General features: G+C 47.0%; 19 protein-coding genes. 15 read left to right on the forward strand and 4 right to left on the reverse strand.

Features of this window, described 5'->3' with window-relative positions; all coding sequences use genetic code 11:
• The first annotated feature begins 295 nt into the window (after positions 1-295).
• Entirely contained in the window at positions 296-763 is a 468-nt protein-coding gene (locus tag JT717_RS25400) for a hypothetical protein (RefSeq protein WP_205513953.1), read from the forward strand.
• Between the two features lie 81 nt (positions 764-844).
• On the opposite strand, the gene JT717_RS25405 is transcribed toward JT717_RS25400, so the two are convergent.
• A complete protein-coding gene (locus JT717_RS25405) occupies positions 845-1,201 on the reverse strand; it encodes a hypothetical protein (protein WP_205513954.1) in 357 nt (118 codons plus the stop codon).
• Between the two features lie 356 nt (positions 1,202-1,557).
• Between JT717_RS25405 and JT717_RS25410 the strand changes: the two genes are divergently transcribed.
• From JT717_RS25410 to JT717_RS25440, 7 genes are all read left to right on the forward strand, one after another.
• The gene (locus tag JT717_RS25410) at positions 1,558-2,019 is read left to right on the forward strand and encodes a cupin domain-containing protein (RefSeq protein ID WP_205513955.1); all 462 of its coding nucleotides are present in this window, start codon (positions 1,558-1,560) and stop codon (positions 2,017-2,019) included.
• Between the two features lie 113 nt (positions 2,020-2,132).
• A complete protein-coding gene (locus JT717_RS25415; protein WP_205513956.1) occupies positions 2,133-2,318 on the forward strand; it encodes a DUF3606 domain-containing protein in 186 nt (61 codons plus the stop codon).
• 271 nt (positions 2,319-2,589) lie between these two features.
• Positions 2,590-5,553 carry a T9SS type A sorting domain-containing protein gene (locus JT717_RS25420; protein WP_205513958.1) on the forward strand — a complete coding sequence of 988 codons (2,964 nt, stop codon included), beginning with the start codon at positions 2,590-2,592 and terminating at the stop codon, positions 5,551-5,553.
• A 90-nt stretch (positions 5,554-5,643) separates the two neighbouring features.
• Complete coding sequence (locus JT717_RS25425; RefSeq protein ID WP_205513959.1) at positions 5,644-7,845, forward strand: TonB-dependent receptor plug domain-containing protein; 2,202 nt, start codon at positions 5,644-5,646, stop codon at positions 7,843-7,845.
• A gap of 174 nt (positions 7,846-8,019) precedes the next feature.
• Positions 8,020-9,072, forward strand: coding sequence for a Gfo/Idh/MocA family protein (locus JT717_RS25430; RefSeq protein ID WP_240348424.1), 1,053 nt, complete (start codon positions 8,020-8,022; stop codon positions 9,070-9,072).
• 31 nt (positions 9,073-9,103) lie between these two features.
• Positions 9,104-10,552, forward strand: a complete 1,449-nt coding sequence (locus JT717_RS25435; RefSeq protein ID WP_205513961.1) for a Gfo/Idh/MocA family protein — start codon at positions 9,104-9,106, stop codon at positions 10,550-10,552.
• Between the two features lie 69 nt (positions 10,553-10,621).
• On the forward strand, positions 10,622-11,638 hold the full coding sequence (locus JT717_RS25440) for a phosphotransferase enzyme family protein (protein ID WP_205513962.1): 1,017 nt from the start codon (positions 10,622-10,624) through the stop codon (positions 11,636-11,638).
• Positions 11,639-11,812: 174 nt separating this feature from the next.
• Here JT717_RS25440 and JT717_RS25445 read toward each other — a convergent pair whose 3' ends face one another.
• On the reverse strand, positions 11,813-11,977 hold the full coding sequence (locus JT717_RS25445) for a hypothetical protein (RefSeq protein WP_205513963.1): 165 nt from the start codon (positions 11,975-11,977) through the stop codon (positions 11,813-11,815).
• Positions 11,978-12,150: 173 nt separating this feature from the next.
• Entirely contained in the window at positions 12,151-14,226 is a 2,076-nt protein-coding gene (locus tag JT717_RS25450; protein ID WP_205513964.1) for a CehA/McbA family metallohydrolase domain-containing protein, read from the reverse strand.
• Positions 14,227-14,495: 269 nt separating this feature from the next.
• Here JT717_RS25450 and JT717_RS25455 point away from each other — a divergent pair, with 269 nt between their 5' ends.
• From JT717_RS25455 to JT717_RS25485, 7 genes are all read left to right on the forward strand, one after another.
• Complete coding sequence (locus JT717_RS25455) at positions 14,496-15,803, forward strand: DUF1593 domain-containing protein (protein ID WP_205513965.1); 1,308 nt, start codon at positions 14,496-14,498, stop codon at positions 15,801-15,803.
• Positions 15,804-15,981: 178 nt separating this feature from the next.
• On the forward strand, positions 15,982-16,539 hold the full coding sequence (locus tag JT717_RS25460) for an RNA polymerase sigma factor (protein ID WP_205513967.1): 558 nt from the start codon (positions 15,982-15,984) through the stop codon (positions 16,537-16,539).
• Positions 16,540-16,622: 83 nt separating this feature from the next.
• Positions 16,623-17,810, forward strand: coding sequence for a FecR family protein (locus JT717_RS25465; RefSeq protein WP_205513968.1), 1,188 nt, complete (start codon positions 16,623-16,625; stop codon positions 17,808-17,810).
• 94 nt (positions 17,811-17,904) lie between these two features.
• Positions 17,905-21,240 (forward strand): SusC/RagA family TonB-linked outer membrane protein, encoded by a 3,336-nt coding sequence (locus JT717_RS25470; RefSeq protein ID WP_240348425.1) that lies wholly within the window; start codon positions 17,905-17,907, stop codon positions 21,238-21,240.
• A 25-nt stretch (positions 21,241-21,265) separates the two neighbouring features.
• Positions 21,266-22,894 carry a RagB/SusD family nutrient uptake outer membrane protein gene (locus JT717_RS25475; RefSeq protein WP_205513970.1) on the forward strand — a complete coding sequence of 543 codons (1,629 nt, stop codon included), beginning with the start codon at positions 21,266-21,268 and terminating at the stop codon, positions 22,892-22,894.
• A gap of 16 nt (positions 22,895-22,910) precedes the next feature.
• Complete coding sequence (locus JT717_RS25480; RefSeq protein ID WP_205513971.1) at positions 22,911-24,032, forward strand: SusE domain-containing protein; 1,122 nt, start codon at positions 22,911-22,913, stop codon at positions 24,030-24,032.
• A gap of 57 nt (positions 24,033-24,089) precedes the next feature.
• On the forward strand, positions 24,090-25,247 hold the full coding sequence (locus JT717_RS25485; RefSeq protein WP_205513972.1) for a glycoside hydrolase family 76 protein: 1,158 nt from the start codon (positions 24,090-24,092) through the stop codon (positions 25,245-25,247).
• An 80-nt stretch (positions 25,248-25,327) separates the two neighbouring features.
• Here JT717_RS25485 and JT717_RS25490 read toward each other — a convergent pair whose 3' ends face one another.
• Positions 25,328-26,542 (reverse strand): epoxide hydrolase family protein, encoded by a 1,215-nt coding sequence (locus JT717_RS25490; RefSeq protein WP_205513973.1) that lies wholly within the window; start codon positions 26,540-26,542, stop codon positions 25,328-25,330.
• Between the last annotated feature and the right edge of the window lie 128 nt (positions 26,543-26,670).

A 26,670-nucleotide genomic window follows, 5' to 3' on the forward strand; every position in this document is an offset into this window, starting at 1 on the left:
GAGATTTACCGCCGGCTTCCTTTAGATTCCCCCTCACGAAGGACACCCTTGCCTTTGGTTAACGCTTCCCACTATCAAGGTGCGTTCGGGACTTCCACCCTAGAGTTTGCGCCCGTGCCGGGCGCACTACATAAAGCCATCCGCCTGGGCGGATGGCTTTTTTTTATAAGCATGCCAGGCAAGCCGGCTTACTTAACCTTATGGAATAGTCAATCTTAAAACACTATAAATACGGGAAAAACACCTGCTTTAATACTCCCAAATAGTTGTAATCTCGTGAACCAAAACAAACGTTATGAATAGCGATAACTTTGACTTAGTAAAAAAACTGCTTGCACTTCCGTGGTACAATCTCATTTTGATTTCCTTACTTATCCTGCCCTTGTTTATTGGGGCCTGGGTCAGTTTACTATCGTCTTTGAACATTGTTCTTAAAGACAACCAGAAGAAATCGATCGTTCTTCTTTTTATTGGAATTTATTCAATCGGGCTCGTCGTTGGAAAGATCGGTTATAATATTGAGCAATCAACCAGCCTTGGGAAGGTCAATGAAGCTGTAAAACTCGACTTAAGAGCCAATGGTGGAGTAATGGGTTTTAAAAGAATAAGAGAAAGGCATCCATCTTATACAGAAGAACTTCTTTATAAAGTAGCAGAAAACTTTCCTAATGACTTTGAAATAACGCCCATTGCAGATCCCAATGATCCCGTTAAACGTGACCTGACAGATCCCTTTGGCTTAAAACTCAGGCAGCTGCATTGATACGGTTTCTAATTTGTATCAACCAAATAGTTCTACCAACATCATCCATGTCCTGATGCATCTGAGCTGTGCAGTAATTTATTACCCATCCCTTTTCACAAAATACTGCTCCTGGTTTTCATAAAAATGCGCCAGGTCCTCTTTTGCAGTCGTGAGGGCTTTTACCTTGTCATCATAATAAAGCTTGCCAATAGAATATTGGTAAGCATTTGCCAACACCCTTGACCTGCCCTTTGTCTCCGGATCATCTTTATGCGCCTCTAATTTCTTCATCCTGGCAATAAGTCCAAACACTTTATTGCTGCCCAGGAAATCGATGATCTCGGCGGCTTTGTATCTGTTCTCAATAATTTCATTACAAAGTTCTACGGCGGCTAACCGCAAAACCCGGTCACCAACGAGTTCTATCTTCTTAAAAATGTGTTGCGCTTCAGTCATAATACAGTTTAAATAAAAAGGACGTTTGCCCACGCCCCAAAAATATGCCCGTCCGGTCATCCAGGGGAATGATTCACTTATAATTTAATATAAATCAACGCCCTGCAAATTACTAAAACATCTTAGCCTTTATAATTCAATGAAGAACAATAGACAGGAACGGCCGTCAAAACTAATCAATTCATACGATTATCGCATACATAAAGTATACTACATCAAAGATCGCCGGGGCAGCTATGCTTCAATCCTCACATAAAAAATTTGCATCCCTTTCTAATATATTAATTATTTTAGACAACTGTTATATCCTGCCTTCTGAACAGCTGCCTGGCTTTTACAAACTAAAACTACTGTATATGACCTCAAGACTTTACTTTAAGAGCTGCTTTTTAGTCGTTTTTGCTTTTGGCCTTAGCGCCTGTAATAATGAAAATCAAACCAAGAGCCCGAACACAGAAGATACGATAGCTTCAAATGACAGTCGTGCAGGCAGGTATACTCCCTTTGATACCGCCCGCGGTGTAACCAGGATATCACCAAATCTCTACAAACAATTAGCAGACACATTAGGTATCAGGGCAATCCAGGGCACCTATAAGCCAGGCGATTCCTCCATACTGCATGCGCACCCTGATTTTGCCATGTATGTGCTGGAAGGAGGCACTGTTGAACTCACCTCGGAAGATGGAAATAAGCAAACGATTGAATTCAAAAAGGATATGGCTGTAGTGCTTCCTGCATCAACCCATTCGGCAAAAAACATAGGTAAAACAACATTGAAAGTATTTGTGGTCGAGGTTGACAGGCCAAGAGAATAAGCCGGCGTACGCGCCTGGGGTCCTGGCATATTTTTTTGATCAATGTATGCAGATGGTAGAAGTTACAAGAAGAAAAGATCCCACACTTCACCGTCAAACTAAATTGTAACTATATGCCAGACGATAAAAATATAACAGGACGCCAGGACGATATCCGGGTCGATGGTAACGATAGTATTGAAGCCGAATATCTGCAAAGCCAGTTTCCCGGCAAAACGCAGGAACAAATTATGGAAGCGATTAAAGCGGCGGGACCTGTACGTGCCGACATCATCGAATATTTACAAAGGGTGAAATAAGTAATCTTCCTTGTAAAAAGCGGCATGATAACACTTCGGCCATTAGAGAAGGGGACCGCATCCAGAGAAGAAGCAATTTTAAAAACTCAAAAGCAGGTTGTCACTACCGCGAATATGCGCTGTACGTAAATAAAGATCCGGTGTTGCCCCTTCGCTGGCCATACACCGGATCCTTGATTCTTCATTGTGAATATTTATTTCCGGCTGAATATTTTTAGCAAATTCGTTTATCAGTCTTTGTTAGTATATTTAGGCCTCAAATAAACCTTATATGAAGAAATTCGCCTTATCCTTATTAATGGCGGTAGTATGCTCTGCCGCCAGTTCCCAGACAGATATCTTCACTTTAATGGAGCGAACGGATCTCCGGCTCAACGAGATCGAACGCATCGCCAATCGTTACTTCGACAGCGTAGGCACCGGCAGAGGTACCGGTTATAAACAATATCAGCGCTGGTTATATGAAAGAAAGTTTCACACCGATGAAAGCGGTTTCTTTATCAATGCTGAAACCGAAGCTGCCCGCTACAAAGCGGCAAAAGCAGCCATGAGAACCCGGCAAATTGAATCTTCTGCAAGAGGCACCTTTGGCTACTGGACGGAACTCGGTCCGCAGAACTGGACCTACACAAGCGGCTGGAATCCGGGTGTAGGCAGAATCACCTCGGTAGCCATTCATCCTTCCAATCACGCGGTAATATATGTAAGCTCGCCTGGCGGAGGCATCTGGAAGAGTACGAACAGCGGGGCCAGTTGGACGCCACTTGTTGATTTTACATCGTCAGCCTGGATGAATATCTTCCATCTTTGTATCGATCCTTCCAATCAAAATGTTATTTATGCTGCTGTACAAAACGGAGGCGTTATCAAATCAACGAATGCCGGTGTGTCATGGGCTGCTACCGGCGCAGGTCCCGGTGCTTCCAAAAAAGTGATCGTACATCCCGCCAACTCATCCATCGTATTTGCCACCGGTAGCAATGGCGTATTCCGTTCTATTGACGGCGGCGCCAGCTGGACACAGGTTCATACCGAAGCAAAAGAGGATATTGAATTCCATCCAACCAATGCCAACATCATGTATACTTCCGGTTCCGGCGGTACAAGCTGTTTCTGGCGTTCGGTTGATAACGGGGTTACATGGACAGCCATAACGGCAGCTAACGGTATCACCAACGTGGGAAGAACATTGATCGGTGTTTCCCCCGCCAACCCTGCTGTGGTGTATGCCGTACAGGCAAACGGCAGCTCCTTTGGCCGACTGTACAGATCGACTGATGCCGGTCAGACATTTGTGACCACGGTGGTCGGCAATGCCGCCAGCGGCACCAATTATTTTGGTTATGAAACAACCGGTACGGGCACGGGCGGTCAGGCTACCTATGATATGGCCATCTGTGTAAACCCCGTGAATATAGATGAAGTGATGATCGCCGGTATCATCTGCTGGAAATCGACCAATGGCGGTACTTCCTTTGTGGCGCAAACCGCCTGGAGTTATCCCAATTCGGTCGGTTATAATCATGCCGATGTGCATGCGCTGGAATGGATCGGTTCCACTATTTATTCCGGCAGTGACGGCGGCATCTACAAAAGCAACAATAGCGGTGGCGACTGGATCGATCTTTCCGCCGGGCTTGGCATCAGGCAGTTCTATCGTATCGCCTGTTCCAAAACCGATCCAGATGTGATCACCGGCGGTGCGCAGGATAATGGCTCCTCCTTCAGAAGAACCGACAGCAGTTGGAAGGACTGGCTGGGCGCCGATGGTATGGATAATGTGATCAGTCCCACCAATGCCAACATAGCTATCGGCACATCTCAGAACGGAGCGATCTATAAAACCACCAATGCCGGCCAGTCACGCACCAACCTCACTCAACCTTCCAGCGGTAACTGGATAACACCGCTGGTGATGCATCCCACAAATCACAATACGGTGTATGGTGGCTGGACGGGCATTTATAAGTCTGTGAACGGCGGTACCAACTGGATAAAGATCTCCGGCACGGTGATCGGCGGTATGTTGAATACCCTGGCGGTAGCACCCGGTGATACAAATTATATCTACGGTTCTGTTGGCGCCAAATTATACCGCACTAATAATGGCGGTACAAGCTGGGATTCGGTTACCGCCCCGGCAACGATCAATGCCATTTATGTAAGCCAGGTAAACCCTTCCAAGATCTACCTGGCCCTCAACAGCACGGTGAACCGCGTTTTTGTATCTTCCGACAGAGGCAGTACCCTCACCAATATTTCGGCAGGATTGCCAGCCCTGGTTGCGCGCTCAATAGTCGTAGATAACAACCCTTCAGAAAGTATTTATGTAGGCATGAATGTGGGCGTATATTATCGTGACAATGCAGATACCAACTGGGTGGAGCATGCCAGCGGTTTGCCACTGGTTGCCGTAAACGAAGTAGAGATCCAAAAATCTTCAGGAAAACTGCGCGTGGCCACCTACGGAAGAGGAGTATGGGAAACCAATCTTTGGTCACCGGTGTTGGTAGGCACTACAGATATAACAGATGATGGCGGCTTCCTGGAGGCGCAACACATGACAGGTTCTCCGGCCAATGAAGATTATACCAAAGTGATCGATAATAACAATACTACCAAATACGTGACCTTTAATTGTGCTGCCTGGTTGCGTTACAGCGCCGCCAATACGTATGTTCCCAAAGGGTATAGCATCGTTTCGGGCAACGATGCACCAGACAGGGATCCGAAAAGCTGGACTTTGCAGGCCTCGATGGATAGTGTCAACTGGGTAGTGCTGCACACCGTGACTAATGAATTCTTCAGCGGCCGTGGCCAGGAAAAAGTGTATGTTTTCAACAACACGGCGGCCTATAAATACTACCAGTTCAACTTTAACTGCAAGGCAGGTTCCCTCTTCCAGTTTGCCGAGATGCGCATCTATGGCATCCAACAACCGGTTATCCTCACAAAAGCACCCGTTCCCGCAAAAGTGGCTGCTTCCCAGGAAGAATTACCGGCAACGGGCATAAAGGCTTACCCGAATCCTGTTTCCGGGAAATTAACACTGACAGGGCTCCAGCATGCGCATACAATAATCATGTATGACATGAACGGGAAAAAAGTGTTAACCCAACAGGTAAACGGCCAAACAAAAGTATTGGATCTGCAGAAGCTCACCCGGGGCATTTACCAGTTGATCATTATCGACAAAGACCAGGGACATACCAATGTCAGGATCGTAAAAGATTAATGACAATTTGTGGTTTGTGGTTTGTTGAATGAACCACAAACCACAAACTAAAAACTACAAACCCGGTATTTAAACCTGGCTCCATTTACCATGAAATATTTTATATTAGTGCTGATCCTTTCAGGCGGGTTTTGGTTTTCCGCTTATGCCCGTCAAATACCGGTTGATTCAACCAGCCTGTTGGAAGAAGTGATCGTAACCGCCAATAAGTTTCCCGAGAGAAGAAAGTTTATCGCCCAGCCAACATTGGTGTTGGCAAAAAAGGAGATTGACGGATCCCTGTCGAATAATACAGCCGGTTTGCTGGAACATAGCGGTAAGGTATTCGTACAACGCAGCCAGTTAGGCGGCGGAAGCCCGGTCATCAAAGGGTTTGAGGCCAGCCGCATTTTACTGGTAGTAGACGGCGTAAGGCTGAACAATGCCATTTACCGTACCGGTCACTTACAAAATGTGATCACCATCGATGACGACATCCTGGAAAGGGTAGAGGTCTTATCGGGCCCGGCATCAACGATGTATGGTTCTGATGCATTGGGTGGGGTGATCCATTTACAAACCAAAGAACCGATGTTGGAAAAGATCCAAACCAATGTATCGAGCCGCTATAGCAGTGCATTCAATGAATGTACCGGTCATGCCGATCTTAATATCGGAACGCGCCATTTTGCATCCCTCACTTCTTTGAGCTTTAGCAGGTATGGCAACCTGCGCCAGGGCAGTCAGCGAAGGGCGAAATATGCAGAATTTGGGAAACGGAAAGAATACATCACCCAAATTAGCCGCATCGATTCCATTGTACAGAATGATAATGAGAACGTTCAGAAATACAGCAACTATCAGCAGTACGATCTGTTGCAAAAGTTTTTATGGCAGAAAAGCCCGGCGCAATCGCATGAACTGAACTGGCAGTATTCCAACAGCAGTGATATTCCACGGTATGACCGGCTTACCGATACCAGGAATGGCGCCTTGCGGTGGGCGGAATGGTACTATGGCCCGCAGGAAAGGCTTATGGCATCTTATAATTTCCAGTCGAAAGAAATAAAAGGATTCTTTGATCAGCTCAAAGCCGGCGCCAGTTATCAGCACATCGAAGAAAGCCGGATGCAGCGTGCTTACAGAAGATCCTTACGCGAGCACAGGATAGAACGGGTAGATGTATGGGCCCTGCACCTCGATCTTCGCAAAAGCATGGCAAAACACGATCTGCATGTGGGAGCCGATGCACAGTTCAATAAGCTCCGGTCTCTTGCATTCAATTACGATATTCATTCCGGGATCAAGACATCGGGCCTCGTCACCCGCTATCCCGATGGTAAGAACAGCATGAGCTATAGCGGCATTTATGCGCAACACACATTCAGGATCATTCCGGGTAAACTGATCCTGAATGATGGCCTCCGGTTGAATTATGTTGGCCTGGATGCGAATTTCAACGACACCGCCCTGCTTCATCTGCCTTTCACAAAAGCCACACAGCGGCATCTTGCCTATAGTCTCAATGCTGGCCTGATCTTTTTGCCCAATGCCAACAGCAGCCGGATAGCGCTTAATGTCTCTACCGGCTTCCGGGCGCCAAATATCGATGACCTTGCCAAAGTGTTCGAATCAGCAGGCGGCGTACAATTGGTAGTTCCCAACAGGGAGCTCAAACCCGAGCATACCTGGCAATTCGATCTTGATTGCAGCAAACGCCTTGGTAAATGGCTCGAGCTGGAAGCAAACGCATTCTATACCCTGTTCCGTGATGCGGTTGTGCTCGACAGGTTCCATTTGAACGGTGCAGCCAGTGTGTTGTATGACGGACAATTAACGCCTGTTGCCGCCAATCAAAATAAAGCGCGGGCCTGGTTATACGGCTTGCAGACCGGTTTTTCGCTTCGTCCGGTTACTTATCTAAGCCTTTATTCCCATATTACTTACACCCATGGCCGGTATAAGCAGGAAGATAAATCAACCGTACCGATGGACCATATTCCGCCGGTATTCGGAAAAACAGGCCTTACAGCCCGGTATAAAGGCATGGAAGCTGAGATGTATGTACTCTACAACGGAAGCAAAAAACTAAAGGACTACAATCCCTATGGGGAAGACAACCTGCAGTATGCAACGGCAGACGGCATGCCTGCCTGGCATATCCTCAATTGTACTACAAGGTTCATTATAAGTAAACAATATACGTTGCAACTGGCTGTAGAAAATATCCTGGATAAAAATTACCGGGTATTTGCTTCCGGGATCAGCGGAGCGGGAAGGAATTTCATAATAAAGGCAAGGGCAAGCTTTTAACGAATTCATTCAGTAAATTAGCCGTCATTTAAACAACGATATTGTTATATGGCTAATCAAAATAAGCACAGGCGGCAATTCTTAAAAAACTCAGTGAAGGCATCAGGTTTCCTGCTAATGACCCCTTTGATCGATAAGGTCAGATTCGTGGAATCTTCCGGGAAACAAAAGCAAATGATCACAGTGCCCAATCGTATAAAATTTGCAGTGATCGGTATTGACCACCCGCATATTTATGGTATGACCGATGCCATTAAAAGAGGAGGCGGCGAACTGGTGGCTTTGTATGCCAAAGATCCCGCGATGACGGCTGCATTTATGAAAGCCTATCCCGAGGTCAAACTGGCAAAAAACGAAAATGAGATCCTGGAAGACCCGGCGATTCACCTGGTCTTAAGTTCAGGCATACCCGACGAACGCGCGCCCTTAGGTATTCGTGTAATGCAGCACGGCAAAGATTATTTAACGGATAAACCCGGCATTATTACCTTGGAACAACTGGCCGCAGTAAAAAAGGTGCAAAAAGAAACAAAACGCATTTACTCGATCATGTACAGTGAACGTTTTGAAAATAAAGGCACAGAGAAAGCAAGCCAGCTGGTAAAAGCAGGCGCTGTTGGCAAGGTCATTCAGACGATCAACCTGGCGCCGCACAGGATCAAAAACAATATCGGTAAAACAGGGTTGGCAGTGCGGCCGGATTGGTTCTGGGATAAAAAAAGATACGGTGGCATTCTTACAGATATCGGTTCGCATCAGTTCGATCAGTATTTGCACTTTACAGGTTCAACCGAAGCGCAGGTTTTGATGTCGCAGGTAGGCAATATCCATCACCCCGACAAACCTTTGTTCGAAGATTTCGGCGATGTGATGTTACAGGGCAATGGCGGCGCCGGTTATATAAGGGTCGACTGGTTCACGCCTGATGGCCTGAATACCTGGGGCGATGGACGCCTGACCATACTGGGAACAGATGGATATATAGAGGTAAGAAAAAACACGGATCTGCTTTCAGGTAATAAAGGCGGCAATCATTTATACCTGGTAGATAAAAAGGAAATGATACATATGGATTGCAACAATGAGGTATTGCCATTCGGGCCGTTGTTTGTCGATGATGTACTTAACAGAACGGAGACCGCCATGACACAGGCGCATTGTTTTCTGGCCACCGAATTGGCATTAAAAGCGCAGAAAAATGCCCGGCCCATGACCTTCAGGAAATAAAATACAGTACGCTCGCTTTAAATCGCTGCCAATGAAAAAAGCAAAAAAATCAACCATCAGCCGCAGGAGATTTCTGACCAACACCGTTAAAACGGCTGTAGGAACAGCCATCACGGCGAATATACCAATGATCGTGCCTGCCAGCGTTTTTGGTAAATATGCACCCAGCAACCTGATCAATATTGCATCTATCGGTTGCGGCAGGATCTCTATTACGCACGACATGACGTCCATAGCAAAATATGCAGGCGCCAGAATAAGGGCCGTTTGTGATGTAGATAAGAACCGGGCTGCCGCCGGTCCGGCTGCGGTAAAAAGGAATTATGAAAGGGCTGCGCAATTTAATGGCGGCCTGAAAGGGGATTGGGAGATAAAAGTCTATCACGATTATAAAGAGCTTTTAGCTAATAAAGATATCGATGCAGTACATATAAGTCTGCCCGATCATCATCATGCGGTGGTCGGCGTTCATGCAGTAAATGCAGGTAAAGATGTGTATTTGCAAAAACCCGCCTCCCTCACCATTGAAGAAGGAAGGATCTTAAGTAATGCGGTAAAAAGAACCGGCCGGATCCTGCAAATGGGAAGCCAGCAACGTTCCATCGCGCCATGGCCGCAGTTTAAAAAAGTATGTGAGTTGGTTCGCAACGGCAGGATCGGGCAATTGAAAACAGTGGAGGTTGGTTTACCTGGAGATCCCGGCGGCGGCAGCACGATGCAAATGCCTGTGCCTGCCGCTTTGGATTACGACGCCTGGCTGGGCACTACGCCCGAGATCTATTATACAGAAGACAGGGTGCATGCGCAGGATGCAGGGATAAAAGGCATTACAAGCAGACCGGGGTGGTTGCGCTGCGAACAGTTTGGCGCCGGTATGATCACCGGCTGGGGCGCCCATCATATTGATACGGCACATTGGGGCATGGGCGCAGAACTTACCGGCCCCATCGAGATCTGGGGCCATGCGAAATTCCCGGGCGATGATCCCGGTTATAAAGGCTTATGGGATGTACATGGAATTTTCAGAACGGAAGCATTGTATGCGAACGGAGTGCATATGATCGTTTCCAATGAATTGCCCAATGGGGTAAAATTTATTGGCACGGAAGGATGGTTGTGGGCCACCCGGGGAAATTATAGAGTAACCGATACCGACCCTGTTGCGGATAATAGCGGGGTGAAGCCTATTGATGCAAGCAACCCCAAAATTTTACAATCAGTTATCGGTGCCAATGAGATCCATTTATACGAAAGCGCCGACCAACATGCCAACTGGTTAGATTGTATCAAAACAAGAAAAGAGCCTTCGGCTCCTGTAGAAGTTGGTCATCGCTCCTGCAGCGCCTGTTTATTACATCATATGGCCATGAAATTAAAAAGAAAGATCTACTGGGACCCGGCCAGTGAAACCATCACGAATAATGATAAGGAAGCAATCGCGATGCTGTCGCGGCCGCGCAGGAAAAAATATGATTTTTAATGCTACAACCGGCAATGGGGGAAAGCGGACGGTCTTTTATCTATATTGCATCGCTAAACGAACCGTATCATGCATGCAACAACGCCCATTTTCCCGGTACAATATTCCACACTCTCCGCATTGGCACTGAAAGGTGCAATTGCAGCGGGTTATGGTTTGAACAATATAAGCTGCAGCTTTCTGCTGCGGGGAGTAAGCGATACTTACCTGGTCAGGAGCAATACGGAGCAATATATCTTTAAAATATACCGCGACAGCCACCGGTCAATTACTGAGATCCGGGGAGAGGTGGAGCTGCTGAATATATTACATGACCAGGGAGCAAAAATAGCTTATCCCATCAGGGATCTCAATGGGCAGCAGATCCAGTCTTTTAATGCCCCTGAAGGCATCCGTTATGGCGTTTTATTCAGCTTTGCCAGGGGCAAAAGCATGCACGATCTGTCGGACCGGCAATTGGCAGTTACCGGCAGGGAAATGGCCGTAATACATACTATAAGTGCAAATGCGTTTATCCAATATGAAAGAAAAAGCTATGATCTGAATAACACCATCATACAGCCGTTGAAAAAGGTGAAGCCTGCATTTGCCGACATTCCGGAAGACTATGATTATTTATTAAAAACCGCCGAAAGGGTTATTCAAAAATTAAATGATTTTGATACGGCGCGGTTTAGTAATGGCTATTGCCACTATGATTATCTTCCCAAAAACTTCCACTTCGACGAAAACGATAATATAACCTTTTTTGATTTTGATTTTATGGGAAGGGGGTACCTGGTAAACGATGTAATGAGCTTCTGGCTTCATTTAGCGCTTCATACGACTTTTAATAAAATAACCAGGGAAGAAGCAGAAAGACAGTTTGATATCTTCATCAAAAGCTACCAAAGTGGAAAGCACATATCCGCCGATGAGGTCAAAGCAATCCCATACCTGAGTTTCGGCTTCTGGATCTTTTACATGGGCTTCCATTATGAACAATTCGACGATTTTTCCAATTCTTTTTTCAATACCCGTTTCCTGAAAGAACGTGTAGCGTTGATTAGAAAACTGGTCGACAACTATTGTGCATTTGATCAGTAACAGTCGCAACCAAAATAAAAAAAGCCTGTAACCTTTGCAGCGTTACAGGCCCGCGTCTCATGAGACGAACTTTCGTGGGTGCACTGGATCTAACCGCTTTATAATAATTTGAATTTCAGGAACCTGAAATACTAAAGTAGTCTTTCGATATGTATGGTATTGCCACTTCAAATGCTATTGCTGCATACTGGTATCTCTTTGCGTTTGATTTACGGTGGTATCACGCGTAGTATTGTTTGTGCCAGTAGTGTCTGATGAAGTACCAGTCGTAGATTGCGGTGGATTGCAGGCTGCAATAGCGCCTAATACGATCAATAATGCAAAAAAGATGTTTTTCATAATCTAAATTTTAATGGTTATTGCTTCAATTCTTCTGCCACCCTGTTTTGGGATCGTTAGAATTCAGCTTTGCATTCAAAATCAGATTGTTGTGAATATTCTACATACCTGTAGAATTAACGCCTTGATCGTTCTACACTTAATTCCCACTCTTTAACCTTCGAGATACCCGCTTAGTTTATCCACACGGCCTGCGTAAAAGCGCCATTTGCCGCAATATCCCAGGCTTCGAGCCGCACCCATTTTCTGCCGGTCAGATCAAGGGATATATTGAAACTCTCTTCACCAAAAGGCTGCGTATGCACCAGGTTAATCCGTTCACGGTACACCTTATGGCCATCGCCCGAAATGATCTCGGCATAATTCATAGGAAAGGTCCATCTCAGTTTGAACGAGATCTTTGTTTGTTTGCCATCAGCGCTAACTGCTGCTCCCGGTGACTTTCCGTTCACCGTGAACGAAGGGATGAGTACTTCGCCGGTAGAGGAAAAGAATTTACCCTGTTGCAATACATCCAAAACAGATCGCCAGCCGCTTTTATAATCAGGCAGTTTGTCAATATTGAGGTAGTTAACGTTCAGGTGTGCATACATTTCATTTTCGGGTTCAATGGTAAACAGGTCCGATTCTGCGAGGATCTTTTTGCGGTCACCCCAATTACACATATCATCCATGAGGTCCAGCACACGTTTGCCAAGTTTTGGCTGCGACAGATCGGCTGGCATAGCTTTCCAGGCCGCACCAAGGAAATGCGCATCCTTGAAAAAAGGAGCCAATCGGTATTTGTCAGGATACCCCGTTGAGCCTTTGGTGCGGGGATGGGCCGTCCAGGCCAGGCCGTTTTCCAATTTCAGCAGGTCGAGCATTTCCTGTTCATTCGCTATCCGGTACACCTTGCCGTAAGTTTTATCGTCGGTCACGAATGGCTCGCTTTCTTTTCTCGACATGATCCAGTAAACAGGTTTCGGAAACAGTTGCAACCAGTGCCCGCCGAAAAATTCATTCGGCTCTTCGCCCGGCAGCAGCAGGAATTTGTCTGACGATAATCTTTCGCATTGTTGAAACAGGGCCTGTAATTCTTTTAACCGGAGGCTGTCCGGCCCCTTGGGATGCGCCGTGTAATGAAACTCTCCGAGGTGCACTATGTCGATACCAGTTCGGCTGAATACCTGCATGAAAGCCGGTGTATCAGGCACCGGTTTATTGGCCATCACCACTTTCATGATAAACTCATTATGAAAGTGACTTGCCATTGTTTTATAGCCGGGCAGTGAAGAGTAGCGATCGTTATTGGTAAACTGTTTTACTTCAGCCAGCGCCCTGGCTTCGTTCCCGCTGTTGAGTAACACAAAATAATTCAATCGCTGCCGCGTGCCAGGAGGCGCATTGAACCAGGGTACAAAACGCCGGTCGCCATAGAGGTCCTGCCGGATCCCGATGCCATATCCATTCACCAACTTGCGGTAATTATTTCCGGCCCAGACGAATTTTAAATTAAATGCTTCATCCAGGGGGTAAAAATACTGGTGGGGTGGGGGAAATACCGCCAGGCTGCCTTCGCTGCTCACGCCAATAATGCTTCTGAATTTTACTTGCAAAGCGGTAGCACTGTCATCACCGGCTGGCTTTATAAACTGCATTTGTTCCTGCACGTTGCTCCAGCCGATCTTTTGCCACAGCTTGTTCGTTGAAACCAGTCCGGCATCGTACAGGATTGCTGTTGAATCGACGCTGGTTGTCATAACTGCAGCAATGTTCATCAGGGGACTGCCATTGTACAAAGTTATTTCCAGGGTGCCGCTGAAACCGGGTGCTTGTAAAGAATCGATGCTGATCACCGTTCGGCTGCCGATGCTGGTGACATCAGCAGCATGTTTGTTACATGCAATACGGTGTGCTGCAAATGGCTTGTTGGGCACTTTGTCGAAGAAAATGTTCCATCCATTTTGCGAAACCAGGTCGCGTTTACCAACCGTTAACAGGAATACCGGATCAAGGCCCGAAGCGATCAAATGTTCCCTGTTGCTTTCTTGTAATACCAGGCTTTTGAACAGGGGCTGTTGCGCAGAAAGGTCAAGAACCAGCTTGCCCTGCTTATTATTGCCTGCGGGCCATGATACCGATAATAAATTATCTTTTACGGTGGCGTTTGCGCCGTTCCTGTTACTGAAATTTTTCAGCGATGTTTTTACCTGTGCATATAAGGTGCAATAGGAAAGAAGGAGTACAATGGCAATAAGAAATCGCATAATAGTGCTGGGTGTTTAAATAACAGAGATGCTTATGTAAAACTAAAATAGCACTATATTCCTTATTATGTTGTGCGCGCAGGCGCTAAAATTGTTTCAGCATGGTACCCCCCGGCACGGGATGGTTTAATAAGACCAAATAGTAAGTTTGTTTCAGGAAGGCTGATTCAGAAAAATTATTAAATTCTCCTGGCAGGGTTTAAGATCACCGCTTTAATAAAAAACATGAGAGATCGTCCTGAAATTTCTACTAACACAATAACAGTTCAATGATGCCGAAAACATCTACGATTGCAACGCTATTCTTTTTCTCTGCGCTCTTTTGTTTACATGCAGTACATGGGCAGCAGCCGGTTCCTTTGAAACCGCGGATCCTGGTAAGCACCGACATAGGTGGCACAGACCCTGATGATAATCAATCAATGGCTCATTTGCTGATGTATAGTGATAAGTTCAATATTGAAGGTCTTGTATCTTCACCTTCATACGGGGAAGGTAGAAAGGAAGAGATCCTGCGGATGATCGATCTGTACGAAAAAGACCTGCCTAAGTTGAAGAACTGCCAGAAAGGCCTGGCTGCCCCTGATCATTTACGGTCGGTAACCAAACAGGGAAAACATGGCAATGCTCCGTACGCCGGTTATACCAGCCCAAGCGAAGGTTCGGACTGGATCATCAAATGCGCCAAAAAGAAAAGCAGCCAACCACTTTGGATCCTTGGCTGGGGAGGATTGGAAGATCTGGCCCAGGCATTACACGATGCGCCGGAGATCCAGGATAAGATCCGCGTGTATTGGATCGGAGGTCCGAATAAGAAATGGAGTGCAAACAGCTATGCTTACATTGCTGAAAATTTCCCAAAACTTTGGTTTATCGAAAACAACGCTTCTTACTATGGCTTCTTTTCAAATAAGGATGTGCTCGACAGTGTGAGAACAACCGGTTACTACAACAAGTACATTCAGGGTGCAGGACAGCTCGGTAAAGACTTTAAAAACTATTACCAGGGTGACGTGAAAATGGGTGACACGCCCTCACTGCTCTACCTCATGGATCGGAACCCCAATGATCCAATGCGGGAAAGCTGGGGCGGCAGCTTTGAGCGGTTAACGCATAACCCCCGCGTTATCTTTGATCGTATTACCGGCATAACAGACACCGTTGCGTTTTGTACAGTAGTAGAGTTTCACCTCAAAGGACCCGAGATCAATATCCCGGCAGACTCCATTTGTTTCTGGATGGAAACGCCTTATAAAAACACTGTGCAAAAATGGGCTGGCTATTATCTGGGCGGCGGCCAATACGGACTAAAGTATGTGCCGAAGCAAGCGGAAGTGGTAAGCTACCGGTTACACTCAGCCCTTCCCGGTTTCCCGGTACAGGAAGGGAAACTGGTTGTTACGAACCTATGGCCTGGCAAAAGGAATTCCACTGACTATAAACCGGGCACTCACTGGTATACAGACAAAGCTGATCCGCAACTATACGACGGAAAGATCCAGGGCGGAAAAACCATCTCCCGGTGGAGGCAGGATGTGCTGTTGGATTGGGCTAAGCGTTGGGAATGCCTTCGCTAAAACAACGGCATTTGAAATGGCGGCGACAAAGATGTTGCTGAAAATGTATAGCAAAATGCAAACCTTCACATTCAATGACTTAAAGCGTTATCTGCGAACAAATAAAATTTATTCTACTTTTGAATTCAGCAACATGAACACATAACGATTGTAAGGTTCAATCTTAATCTTGCCAAGCATGAAGGGGATCTCTGATAACGATTTGCTGCTCCGCGTAAGCGAAGGCGACCGGCACGCCTTTCGTGAACTGTACCAGCGCTATACGCCCGTACTGTACCCATTTATCAAAAGTGTATGTAATGACGATGCGTTAAGTGAAGATATCGTGCAGGAAGTTTTTATTAAGATCTGGGATAACCGCGCAAAAGCAGTTCACATAAAACAGCTTAGATCCTATTTATTCAGGGCCGCAAAAAACAGGTTCCTTAATGAATTGAGAAAACAAAAGAACGAAAGAACCTTTATTAACGATCGCCTCTACAATGGAATGGATCCTGAAACACCCGAACAACAATTGACACTTAAAGAAGGGATGCGCTTGCGCGACCAGGCCCTGGCCACACTATCACCTAAAAAAAGGCTTATTGTTGAATTGAGCACCCGCGAAGAATTGAGCCTCGACGAGATCTCATCCAGAACAGGCGCATCGAAAAACCTGGTAAAAAAACTGCTGTACCAGGGATTGGCCACCATTAGAAAATATGAAATCATTAAATACTTCAGGTGTTTGTTTTGAGCTGTTGTTCTCTTACCTCTTTTTTTTAAAAATATTTCCCACAGGGGGGTCCTTTTTCCCGCCATGCGTGTCTTACCCCCGATATGGACCAAAATACATTCGAAGATTTTCTTGAAAAGATAGCACAACAAACGCATGCTGCTTCAGAATTAGCCGATTTCCTGAACTGGCTCAAAACACTGCCGGAGGAGCAGGCTGCAGCCGCCCTCGACAGGTATGAAGCGGCGTTCAGCGCCGGTAATGCGGCTGACAGCGTTGACCATAAAGCGATCAGGCGTATCGAAGAAGGCATAGAGAATAGGTTAGGGGCTGATGTGAATCCCATTTCCCGAAAAAGAACGCCGCTTGTCTTTTTTGTAAAAGTGGCCGCCATTTTCGTGGTGGTGCTTTCAGTGGTCTTTTTCTTCTTTTCTCAAAAACAATCCCGGAATAACGGCCATCAAGCTGCGCAAACGACTGCAAGCATCGTTCCGGGTAAAAACCAGGCTATGCTGAAACTGAGCGGCGGCAGATCCATCCTGCTCGAAGAAGTAGCCGATGGTATGATCACCATGAACGACAAAGCCACCGGATTCGAGAAAAAAAGTGGTTTACTGGTGGCCAAAGGAGTTGCAGAATCACTCAACCAGGCTGATGAACTCAATATGCTGGAAACACCCAAAGGCGGACAATACCAGCTAGCATTACCCGATGGCTCAAAGGTATGGTTGAATGCATCCACCCGCCTCTTCTTCCCAAGCGTTTTTAAACCGGGCGAAAGAAAAGTAAAAGTTGTGGGCGAAGCTTATTTCGAAGTGAGATCAGATCCCAAAAATCCATTTATCGTTGAAACGGCTGCCGGCGCCTTCCTACGCGTGCTGGGAACAAGTTTCAATGTGAGCGCTTACCGGGAAGATGCCCGGGAGATCACTACCCTCTTAACCGGCAGTTTGCAGGTTAGCCGCAATCAGTCACAGGCATTGCTGACACCGGGGCAACAGGCCATCGTGACTGCAGCCGAAATCACCGGTGTACAGGAGGTAGAAACCAGTTATGCAGTGGCCTGGAAAGAAGGCTATTTCATGTTTAACCGCGAACCCATCAAAGACGTAATGAATAAGATAGCACGCTGGTATGATGTGGATGTCGTGTACCAGGGGCCGGTTACAGAAACCCGGTTTTGGGGCACGGTATCCCGCTTTGCCCAGGTACACGATGTACTTCAACTGCTCGAAGCTACGGGGCGGGTTCACTTTACCATTGAAGGAAGAAAGATCTATGTAAAAAAATAATGAAAACGTTAAAGGCCGTAAATCTATGACATTAAACCCGGGTATAAAGCCTGTACCAACCAACATTAAACGACTGCTAAAATTGCTCATTACCATGAAGCTGCTATTGTTCCTGTTGTTTGCCGTGCTGCAGGCAAACGCCAATAGCTATGCCCAGAGCGTCTCGCTCAGGGGCCGCAGCATTCCCATCGAGCGCATTTTTTTAGAGATCAGAAAACAGACCGGTTTAGCGGTATTATGTGAAAGTGATGTGCTGGAAAGTATTAAACCGCTCACTGTAAACTTTCACAAGACACCGGTTTCGGAAGTATTGGCGTATTGCCTGAAGCAAACGCCGTATACCTATCAGCTCGAGAAAAACAGTATCGTGATCAAAACAATGGCCCGCGCTGAACCCAGTCCTGCTGCGATGGCAAAACTGCCTAAAGAGATCACCGGCCGTGTCACCGACGAGCAGGGCAACCCCTTGCAGGGAGTGAATGTACGAACGAATAATGACAGGGGAACCATTACGGCGGCCGATGGAAGTTTTAGTTTGTCGGTCCCCGATGACGTAACCAGCCTTACTTTCAGCTATATCGGGTACCAGCCAAGGACCGTTGCTTTGGCCGGACAAACCACACTGAATATTACCCTGAACAAAATGCCCGACAATCTGAACGAGGTAGTGATCATAGGTTACGGCACCAAAAGAAAGGCCGACCTCGTGGGCGCTGTTGACCGCGTAAAGGCGGCGCAAATTGAAGACCGGCCGGTAGGCAACGTTATGCAGGCCTTACAGGGATTATCGCCCAGCCTGGTGATCCAGCAGCGCAACATGAACCCGAACAACAACTCGATGAACATCAACCTGCGTGGGATCAGCACCTTTGGCAATAACTCACCTTTATTGGTGATCGACGGGGTGATCAGCAATGATGTGAACGACATGAATAACCTGAACCCAAATGACATTGAAGAGATCTCGGTTTTAAAAGACGCGGGTAGTGCTGCCATTTATGGTTCACGTTCAGCCAATGGCGTTATCCTTATTTCCACTAAAAAAGGAAAACCGGGCATGAAGCCTGTGGTGAGCTTCACAGGCCTGGTGGGTTCACAAAACCCACAGATCCTGATCAAACCGCTGAAAGGCTATCAGAATGCACTGCTTCGTAATGATTCCTATATCAATTCAGGCGCTGACCCCATTTATTCCCCCGAGCAAATTCGGCAATTTGCCAGGGGCGACAGTGAGTATTCCCTGAAAAGCATCTTACAAAATGCCCTGCAACAAAATTATAATCTCAGCATGCAGGGCGGGTCGGCCAATACCAGTTACATGGTATCGCTGGGCTATTACGATCAGCAAAGTAATTTCAAGGGCCCTGATTATGGGATGAAACGCTATAATCTCCGCTCCAACGTCACCACCACCGTGGGCCGGTTAAAGTTGTCGTCCATCCTTTGGTATAACAGATCTGAAAGCAATGCTTACCAGGGCGACGAAGGGTTCCTGATCGCCGATGCATCGCGGGTGCCGGTCTATAATACCTATGTGCTGAAAGACAGTAATGGCAGGTATTATAATAACGACGTGCTTACCGGCGGAAATCCTTTGGCCGCACTGGAGAATGGCGGTTATATAAAAACCATCAACGATAATTTCCAGGGCAGTTTGAATGGTGAGCTCCGGCTCTTCGATGGGTTAAAAGCCAAAGGGCTGGCAGGCCTCGATCTCCGGCCTGAGAACCGGTTGATCAGGCGCTATTACTGGCCAGTATACAGTTTATCGGGCGGCGAAACCCCGGTTAATCAAAATGCCTCCAAGGATTACCATATAGAAGACTTCAGCGCCAATGCCACTTTGCTGAATATTCAGGCCATGCTTGATTACAACAAAACTTTCGCCGGTAAACACAATGTTTCTGCACTGGCAGGTTTTTCAAATGAATCGTACCGGCAAAAACGCCAGGAAATAAAAAAGAAATATGTCGATCCGGTGCTGGGTATCCCCATCGATGGAACCATTATTGATCAGAGCAGCTACAATACCGTTGGAGGCACTACGGAAAGAAGTATCTATTCTTATTTTGGAAGACTGGGTTATGCCTTTGCCGATCGCTATTATGCAGAAGGAAGCTTCCGGCACGATGGTTCTTCCAAATTTGCAAAGAACAACCGCTGGGGATTTTTCCCTTCCCTATCGCTGGGATGGCGCATCAGTGAAGAGCGGTTCTTTGATTTCTGGAAAAACAGGATCGGCGATCTGAAGATCCGCGGAACTTATGGCAAACTGGGTAACCAGAATATCGACGACTATCAAACCCTTACTACATACGATATCTATATCAATCAATATGGCTTTAACAATGTGGCGGTGCCGGGAACGGGTTATACATTCGGCAACCCGGAACTGAAGTGGGAAACGACCACTTCTGCCAACATCGGTGCAGATGCCACCTTTTTGAAAGGAAGCCTGCGAGTCGGCTTCGACTATTTCCGGAAATTAACAAAAGGTATTCTGTTAACGCCACAAACGCCTTTGGTATTGGGCGGTGCAGTGCCCAAGGCCAATTTAGGTGAAATGAAGAACCAGGGCTGGGAATTGACCGTTAACTATTCCCTGCGGCATAGCGCATTCAGTCATTCGTTCGCGCTTAATATAGCCGATTCATGGAATGAGGTTACCCAATTCGAAGGGTATGAACAGATCAGTAAGGCCGACGAAATTGAACGCATCATCCGGGTAGGCCTGCCTTTATACAGCTACTACGGTTATAGAACAGATGGCCTGTTCCAAAACGAGTCCGATGTTAAAAATTCCGCACTGCCTATCGGCGTATCGCCGAAACCGGGAGATGTGAAATATAAAGACCGTAATGGCGACGGAATCATCAATGATAATGACCGCTATGTACTGGGTCATGCGTTCCCACGCCTCACCTTTGGATTTAATTATATGCTGCAATGGAAAGGACTAGAGTTCAATATGCTGTGGCAGGGCGTTGGAAAACGCGATATGGCCCTGAGAGGAGAGACCATTGAACCATTCCATGGCGGTTATTCCTTTGTTATGTTTGAGCACCAGCTCGACTATTGGACGCCCGCCAATCCCGATGCACGGTGGCCCCGGCTAACGCCGCCGGGCACCGCTTCTACCATTAATAATTACGGTAAGGGCTCAGACTTTAACATCTTTAATGGCGCCTATGCACGCCTGAAGAATATCCAGATCGGTTATACGCTGCCTAAAGGGCTCACTACAAAATATGGCGTAAACAAACTCAATATTTTTCTGACCGGGCAAAACCTGCTAACGATCAGTAAGATCGATTTTGTTGACCCTGAGTCTACCGAGTTTGGCAATAACATGAACAGCAGCGGCGCCAACAGCGCCCGCAATTATCCACGGCTTATTTATATAGGAGGAGGTGTACATGTTGAATTTTAAAGCACATCAATTCAAACCAGCCATTATGAAAATGAACTTTGCAGAAATGGGCCTGACCATACTGTTGATGGGATTGCTGCTCACCGGATGTGTGAAACTGGATGTGGCCCCCACCAACAAGTTCACCGATGAAACGTACTGGACCACAGAAGACAAAGCCAACTCTGTGTTGAACATGGCTTACCGCCAGCTGTTCACGAATGATTTTTTCATGTTAAATGAGATCCTGAGCGATAATGTTTACAATGGGTATGGAACTACCAACGAAAAGGTGATTGCCCTCGGCCTGGCAGATGCTTCGAACGGCCGCTTTGAAAGCGAATGGAAAGCCTGTTATGAAGGTATAAAGACCTGCCATACATTCCTGGCCAATATAGACCGGGTAACCACCATGAGCGAAACGTTAAAGACGAAAAGAAAAGCCGAGACCCGCTTTATCAGGGCATGGCTTTTTTTGGAGCTCACTATCTGGTATGGCGATGTTCCGCATTTCACGGAAGATATTACCCTCAGTCAGTCGAAAGCAGTTGAACGTACACCGCATGCAGAGATCATGGCGTGGATCCACCAGGAGCTGGATGAAGTGGCTGCCGCTTTACCCAAACGGGAAGAATATACCGCAGCAGATAACGGAAGGGTCACCAGTGGCGCCGCCATTGCATTGAACGCCCGGGCATATCTGTATGAAAGTAACTGGGTAAAAGTGGCGGAATATTGCGATAAGCTGATCAACAGTACCACCTATGGCAGTTACAGCTTATTTCCCAACTATGAGCAATTGTTCTGGGTGAGGAATGAGTACAATCCTGAGATCATACTAAGCCTTCAGTATGTGCCTGTAAACCGCACCTGGGGCAACCTGGTTGACTATGCGCCGATGTCGGCCAATGCACGGCTTTGCCTGGCCGGGCCTACCCAGGAACTGGTGAACACATACCTGATGAAAAATGGTAAAAAATGGACCCCCGCTGATCCGGATTATGCAGACCGCGATCCGCGTTTGGCAGCCACCATTGTGTACGATGGTTCCAGGTGGACCGACAGATCGGGTAACACCTATCCCATCGTGATCCATCCGGACGGCACTACGCCTCCCAATAAGATCTCAGATAAGTACACGGGCGCAGGAACCGCGCAAACACCTACCGGTTATTACTATCGTAAATTCTGTGATCCTGATCCCGCCTCGTACACAGGTGGCAGCTGGGAGTCGAGCCTGAACCTGCCATTGATCCGTTTTGCCGATGTATTGCTGATGTATGCAGAAGCAAAGAACGAGCTGAAAGAAATGAATCCTGCTGTATGGGATCAAACCATCAAAAAATTACGGCAAAGGGCCGGCTTCGATAATACACCTGAAGCAATGGATCTGCCCGGCAGCGACCAGGATCTTTTGCGCGAAGTGATCCGCAATGAAAGGCGCGTGGAACTGGCACTGGAAGGATTGCGCATCTTTGACATCCGCCGGTGGAAGATCGCAGAAACCGTATTAACGCAGGAACGGCATGGCGCCAGATTCGATAAAAGCAGTGGCAGCTATGATTATATCAAACTGCCCGGCGGCAGCTTCAACCGTAATCGCGATTACCTGTGGGCAATTCCCAGAGCAGAGCGATTATTGAATCCAAAACTCACTCAAAACCCCGGTTATTAATTACAATCACCCGAAAATGAAAAAAAATAATTTATCAATAGCATGCTGTATCCTCTTGTTTGCCGCCTTTACCGGCTGCACCAAGGATAACAAATTCAAAGAAGTTCAGGTAACCGAAGTAAGCACCCTGTATTCACCTGACGATGGGCGTAATGTGATACTGCAAGCCGCCGGTTCGGCTACATTATATTTCGAGTGGGAGAAAGCGGTAGCTGAAGACAATGGGGTGGTGTATTATGATGTGTTATTTGATAAGCCCGACGGCGATTTTTCCAACCCTGCATTTGTGGTTGCCGCCGATAATAACGGCACCAGCACCGGATCGAGCATTACCCATAAGGTCCTGAACAAGATCGGGAAACTGGCAGGTATAGCATCTGGTAAGGAAGGCAAACTGAAATGGACGGTGGCCTCATCCCGGGGACTCACAAGGGTAGTGTCTCAGCAAGTGCGCACCATTAACATCACCAGGACAAACGGCATAGATGCGCCCGATGCATTGTTCCTGACGGGCGAGGGAACGGAAGCAGGCAGCGATCTGTCGCAGGCATTGACCGTTAAAGTACTGCCGGGTGGCAATGAGTTTGAGATCTATACCAGGCTGGTGGCCGGTAAAAAATATGCTTTTGTTGATTCGAAGACCAGCGTATCCAGAACTTTTTCCGTGAATGCCAGCGGCACAGGTTTCGAAGAATCGGCCAACGGCGCCACCGTAGCGAAAGATGGCATCTACAGGATCTCCCTGGATTTCACTACAGCCTCCATTACCCTGGTGGAGATCAGCAAGCTCGACTTTTTTATGTGCACCCCCCAGAAACGTGAAACACTTAGCTACCAGGGCAAAGGCATTTGGCGGGTAAATGACATAGTGCCCGACTTTACAACGAACTGGAGCGATGACCGGTATTTCTTCTGGATGACCCTTGGAGGAACGGAACAAAAGGTCGGCAGTTCCCAGAAAGACAATCAGCCGCCCGGTACAACAACAGGATCATTCTTTTATCTGAATTTCTATCCCGCAGATAAGAACCAGTGGGATTATTCCTTCAAGTTCCCGAACAGATCGGTAAAGAAATGCAGTATCGTTGTTTCCTTCAGCTCAGATGCTGCAAACTATACCCATGAAGTGATCTATTAATAATAATTGTAAAAGCGGCTATGCATCATGATCAGGTATTCAATAAAAAAATGGCAAATGCAAAAAATCTTGTTAGTGGCCGGCGCTGCACTCATCCTGGCCTGCGGCAAAATAAAGGACGTATACGTTGATAATAGTATAAAATACAATATCGACTGGACCGCCGCTGCGGACAGCAGCAGCAGCAGTTTCGTTAATGTGTACTGGAATTCTACCAAACATCATTTCAATAACGACAATTTTGGCACCGTGAACCAGTTTGATTACTGGCCGGAGGCACATGGCCTGGATGTGCTGGTAGACGCCTATAAACGTACAGGCAGCACGATGTATAAAGACCGGATCAGTGCCTTTTACGAGGGCGTAAAAGCAAAGAACGGAGGCCGCTTCTATAACAACTATTACGACGATATGGGTTGGCACGGCATGGCGCACCTGCGTGCATTTGAAGCAACGGGTGATGCCCGTTATGAGACGTCGGCCAGGGAATTATGGCAATGGATCGCTGCCGGCTGGAATGATTTCGATGGGGGAGGTATACCCTGGAATCATGAAAATACAGATGCCGGTCGCAGCAAGGGAATCCCTTCCAATGGTCCGGCGGCTATTATAGCAGCCCGCCGGTGGCAGAAATATGGTGCAGCAGAGATTGTGAACGGGTTGAATAACCTTCAGTGGTTGGAAAGGATCTACAACTGGATGAAAGAACATCGCGTGGTACAACAATCCGGCCGGGTATTTGAAAAATTGAGCGATCCCAAAGGCGATTGGACCTACAATGCAGGCACTTATATGGGCGCAGCATTGGAATACTATTACATCACCGGTAACAAGGTATATTTAAATGATGCCATTAAAACAGCAGACTGGGCAACCAGCACGCTGATCAACTCGAACAACAAAGTGTTGAGTGATTGGGCAGAGCAGCAGGACCATGACGTTAACCTGTTCAAAGGCATTTTCGTGCGTTATCTTACTTTATTGATAAAGAATAAAGACCTGCCTGAATCGAACCGGAAAAGATATGTTTACTTTCTAAGGAACAGCGCGCAGATCCTGTGGACAGCAGGCGCCGTTAAGAGTCCGGTCGTGTTGTTCGGTTATCATTGGTGGCAGGCCCCAACGGAATCAAAAGTGGCTTTACGTACCCAGATAAGCGCCTGTACATTGATGGAATCGCTGGCATTGCTGAAATCAGAAGGCTACGTCGAATAATGAAATACCTGTATAAAAATGCCTCCGGCCAGATCGGAGGCATTTTTATTGTCCCTTAGGGAGCCGAAGGCCGCAGGCATTTAAAATGCTTTCTGAACAACAGCTTCAAAGAAGTGATGAAGATCTTTCGCCAGGATCTGCGGGCATTCCATTGCCGGGAAATGCAGGCCTTCATCAAAAGCGCTCCACCGGTCGGGGTTGCCCAGGGGGCCCAACAATTTTTTCAGCAGCGCTCCATGACCGCCAAAGGCGGCCATGGCCGACGGAACTTTTGGCGGCGCCCATGATTGCTCAGCCGATTCCTGCGAACCGGCATCTCCGCCTGGGGCATTCCAGTCGAACGACATATTCATACCGTCGTACAATGTATAAGCAGTAGATGCGCCGAGTTTATTGAACCAGTAAAGCGAAATATTGGTAAGCATAAGATCTAACTCAATGGCCTCCTCAGGCAGCGCATTCACAGCATTCGTCCAGGTTTTATATTTCTCCATGATCCAGCTTAATAAACCGATTGGACTATCGGTAAGTGCATATGCCAGGGTTTGCGGCTTTGTTGATAAGATTTTCAAATAGGCCGTTTCATATTTTTCATAATCCCGGAAGCCGGCGATTTCTTTCTTTTCATCGGAGGAAAAAGAGTCGATATCCTCCGGTAACATGCCCATACCAGTTAGTGCTGTGAAATCGGTACTAACATGCGTTCCCAGTAAGCGATGCCCTGCTATTCCGGATAACATGCCAGTAATCCCTGCGCCCATATCGGTACCATGCACGGCAAATGTATCATAGCCTAATACAGTCATTAATTCAGCAAAAAGCGCAGCTATCTTCATCAGATCCCAGCTTTGATCCCTGGCAGGAATGGAAAAGCCAAAGCCCGGAATAGAAGGAATTATTATATGAAAAGAGACGCTGGATTGAATACCATGGGCAGAAGGGTTCGTAAGCAGCTCAGTTAGTTTCAGGAATTCAACAAAAGAGCTTGGGTATCCATGTAGCAGCAGCAGGGGTATCGCATTCGGGTGTGCAGACCTGATATGCACAAAGTGAACGGGTTGTTCGTTTATCCTGACCATGTATTGCGGAAATTGGTTCAACCAGGCTTCCTGCTTTCTCCAGTCAAATTGCGTTTGCCAGTAGTTGGCGATTTTTTGCACATAGGAGACCGGGGCGCCAGGTTTCCAGTCAGTTGACTTTTGTACCGGAAAGCGGGCGGAGGCCAATCGATGATTCAGATCATCTATTTCCTGCTGAGGAATATTGATGGCGAATGGGCTAATGGTGTTATTCATGCGCTTTTGTTTTGTTGCTGTAACCGGACGTAAAATAAACTTTTATTGGGCACAAATGAAACAGGACGGTGTCAATCCCGTCCTGTGTAACCGGCCTTCCATTATATTTTTGGCAATGTAATATGATC

The sequence above is a fragment of the Longitalea arenae genome, from assembly GCF_016924755.1.
In the GTDB taxonomy this organism is placed as follows: domain Bacteria; phylum Bacteroidota; class Bacteroidia; order Chitinophagales; family Chitinophagaceae; genus Niastella; species Niastella arenae.

Coding starts and splice junctions, on each gene's coding strand:
- JT717_RS25400 (WP_205513953.1), top strand. CDS start 296: ATGAATAGCGATAACTTTGACTTAGTAAAAAAACTGCTTGCACTTCCG.
- JT717_RS25405 (WP_205513954.1), bottom strand. CDS start 1,201: ATGACTGAAGCGCAACACATTTTTAAGAAGATAGAACTCGTTGGTGAC.
- JT717_RS25410 (WP_205513955.1), top strand. CDS start 1,558: ATGACCTCAAGACTTTACTTTAAGAGCTGCTTTTTAGTCGTTTTTGCT.
- JT717_RS25415 (WP_205513956.1), top strand. CDS start 2,133: ATGCCAGACGATAAAAATATAACAGGACGCCAGGACGATATCCGGGTC.
- JT717_RS25420 (WP_205513958.1), top strand. CDS start 2,590: ATGAAGAAATTCGCCTTATCCTTATTAATGGCGGTAGTATGCTCTGCC.
- JT717_RS25425 (WP_205513959.1), top strand. CDS start 5,644: ATGAAATATTTTATATTAGTGCTGATCCTTTCAGGCGGGTTTTGGTTT.
- JT717_RS25430 (WP_240348424.1), top strand. CDS start 8,020: ATGATCACAGTGCCCAATCGTATAAAATTTGCAGTGATCGGTATTGAC.
- JT717_RS25435 (WP_205513961.1), top strand. CDS start 9,104: ATGAAAAAAGCAAAAAAATCAACCATCAGCCGCAGGAGATTTCTGACC.
- JT717_RS25440 (WP_205513962.1), top strand. CDS start 10,622: ATGCATGCAACAACGCCCATTTTCCCGGTACAATATTCCACACTCTCC.
- JT717_RS25445 (WP_205513963.1), bottom strand. CDS start 11,977: ATGAAAAACATCTTTTTTGCATTATTGATCGTATTAGGCGCTATTGCA.
- JT717_RS25450 (WP_205513964.1), bottom strand. CDS start 14,226: ATGCGATTTCTTATTGCCATTGTACTCCTTCTTTCCTATTGCACCTTA.
- JT717_RS25455 (WP_205513965.1), top strand. CDS start 14,496: ATGATGCCGAAAACATCTACGATTGCAACGCTATTCTTTTTCTCTGCG.
- JT717_RS25460 (WP_205513967.1), top strand. CDS start 15,982: ATGAAGGGGATCTCTGATAACGATTTGCTGCTCCGCGTAAGCGAAGGC.
- JT717_RS25465 (WP_205513968.1), top strand. CDS start 16,623: ATGGACCAAAATACATTCGAAGATTTTCTTGAAAAGATAGCACAACAA.
- JT717_RS25470 (WP_240348425.1), top strand. CDS start 17,905: ATGAAGCTGCTATTGTTCCTGTTGTTTGCCGTGCTGCAGGCAAACGCC.
- JT717_RS25475 (WP_205513970.1), top strand. CDS start 21,266: ATGAAAATGAACTTTGCAGAAATGGGCCTGACCATACTGTTGATGGGA.
- JT717_RS25480 (WP_205513971.1), top strand. CDS start 22,911: ATGAAAAAAAATAATTTATCAATAGCATGCTGTATCCTCTTGTTTGCC.
- JT717_RS25485 (WP_205513972.1), top strand. CDS start 24,090: ATGCAAAAAATCTTGTTAGTGGCCGGCGCTGCACTCATCCTGGCCTGC.
- JT717_RS25490 (WP_205513973.1), bottom strand. CDS start 26,542: ATGAATAACACCATTAGCCCATTCGCCATCAATATTCCTCAGCAGGAA.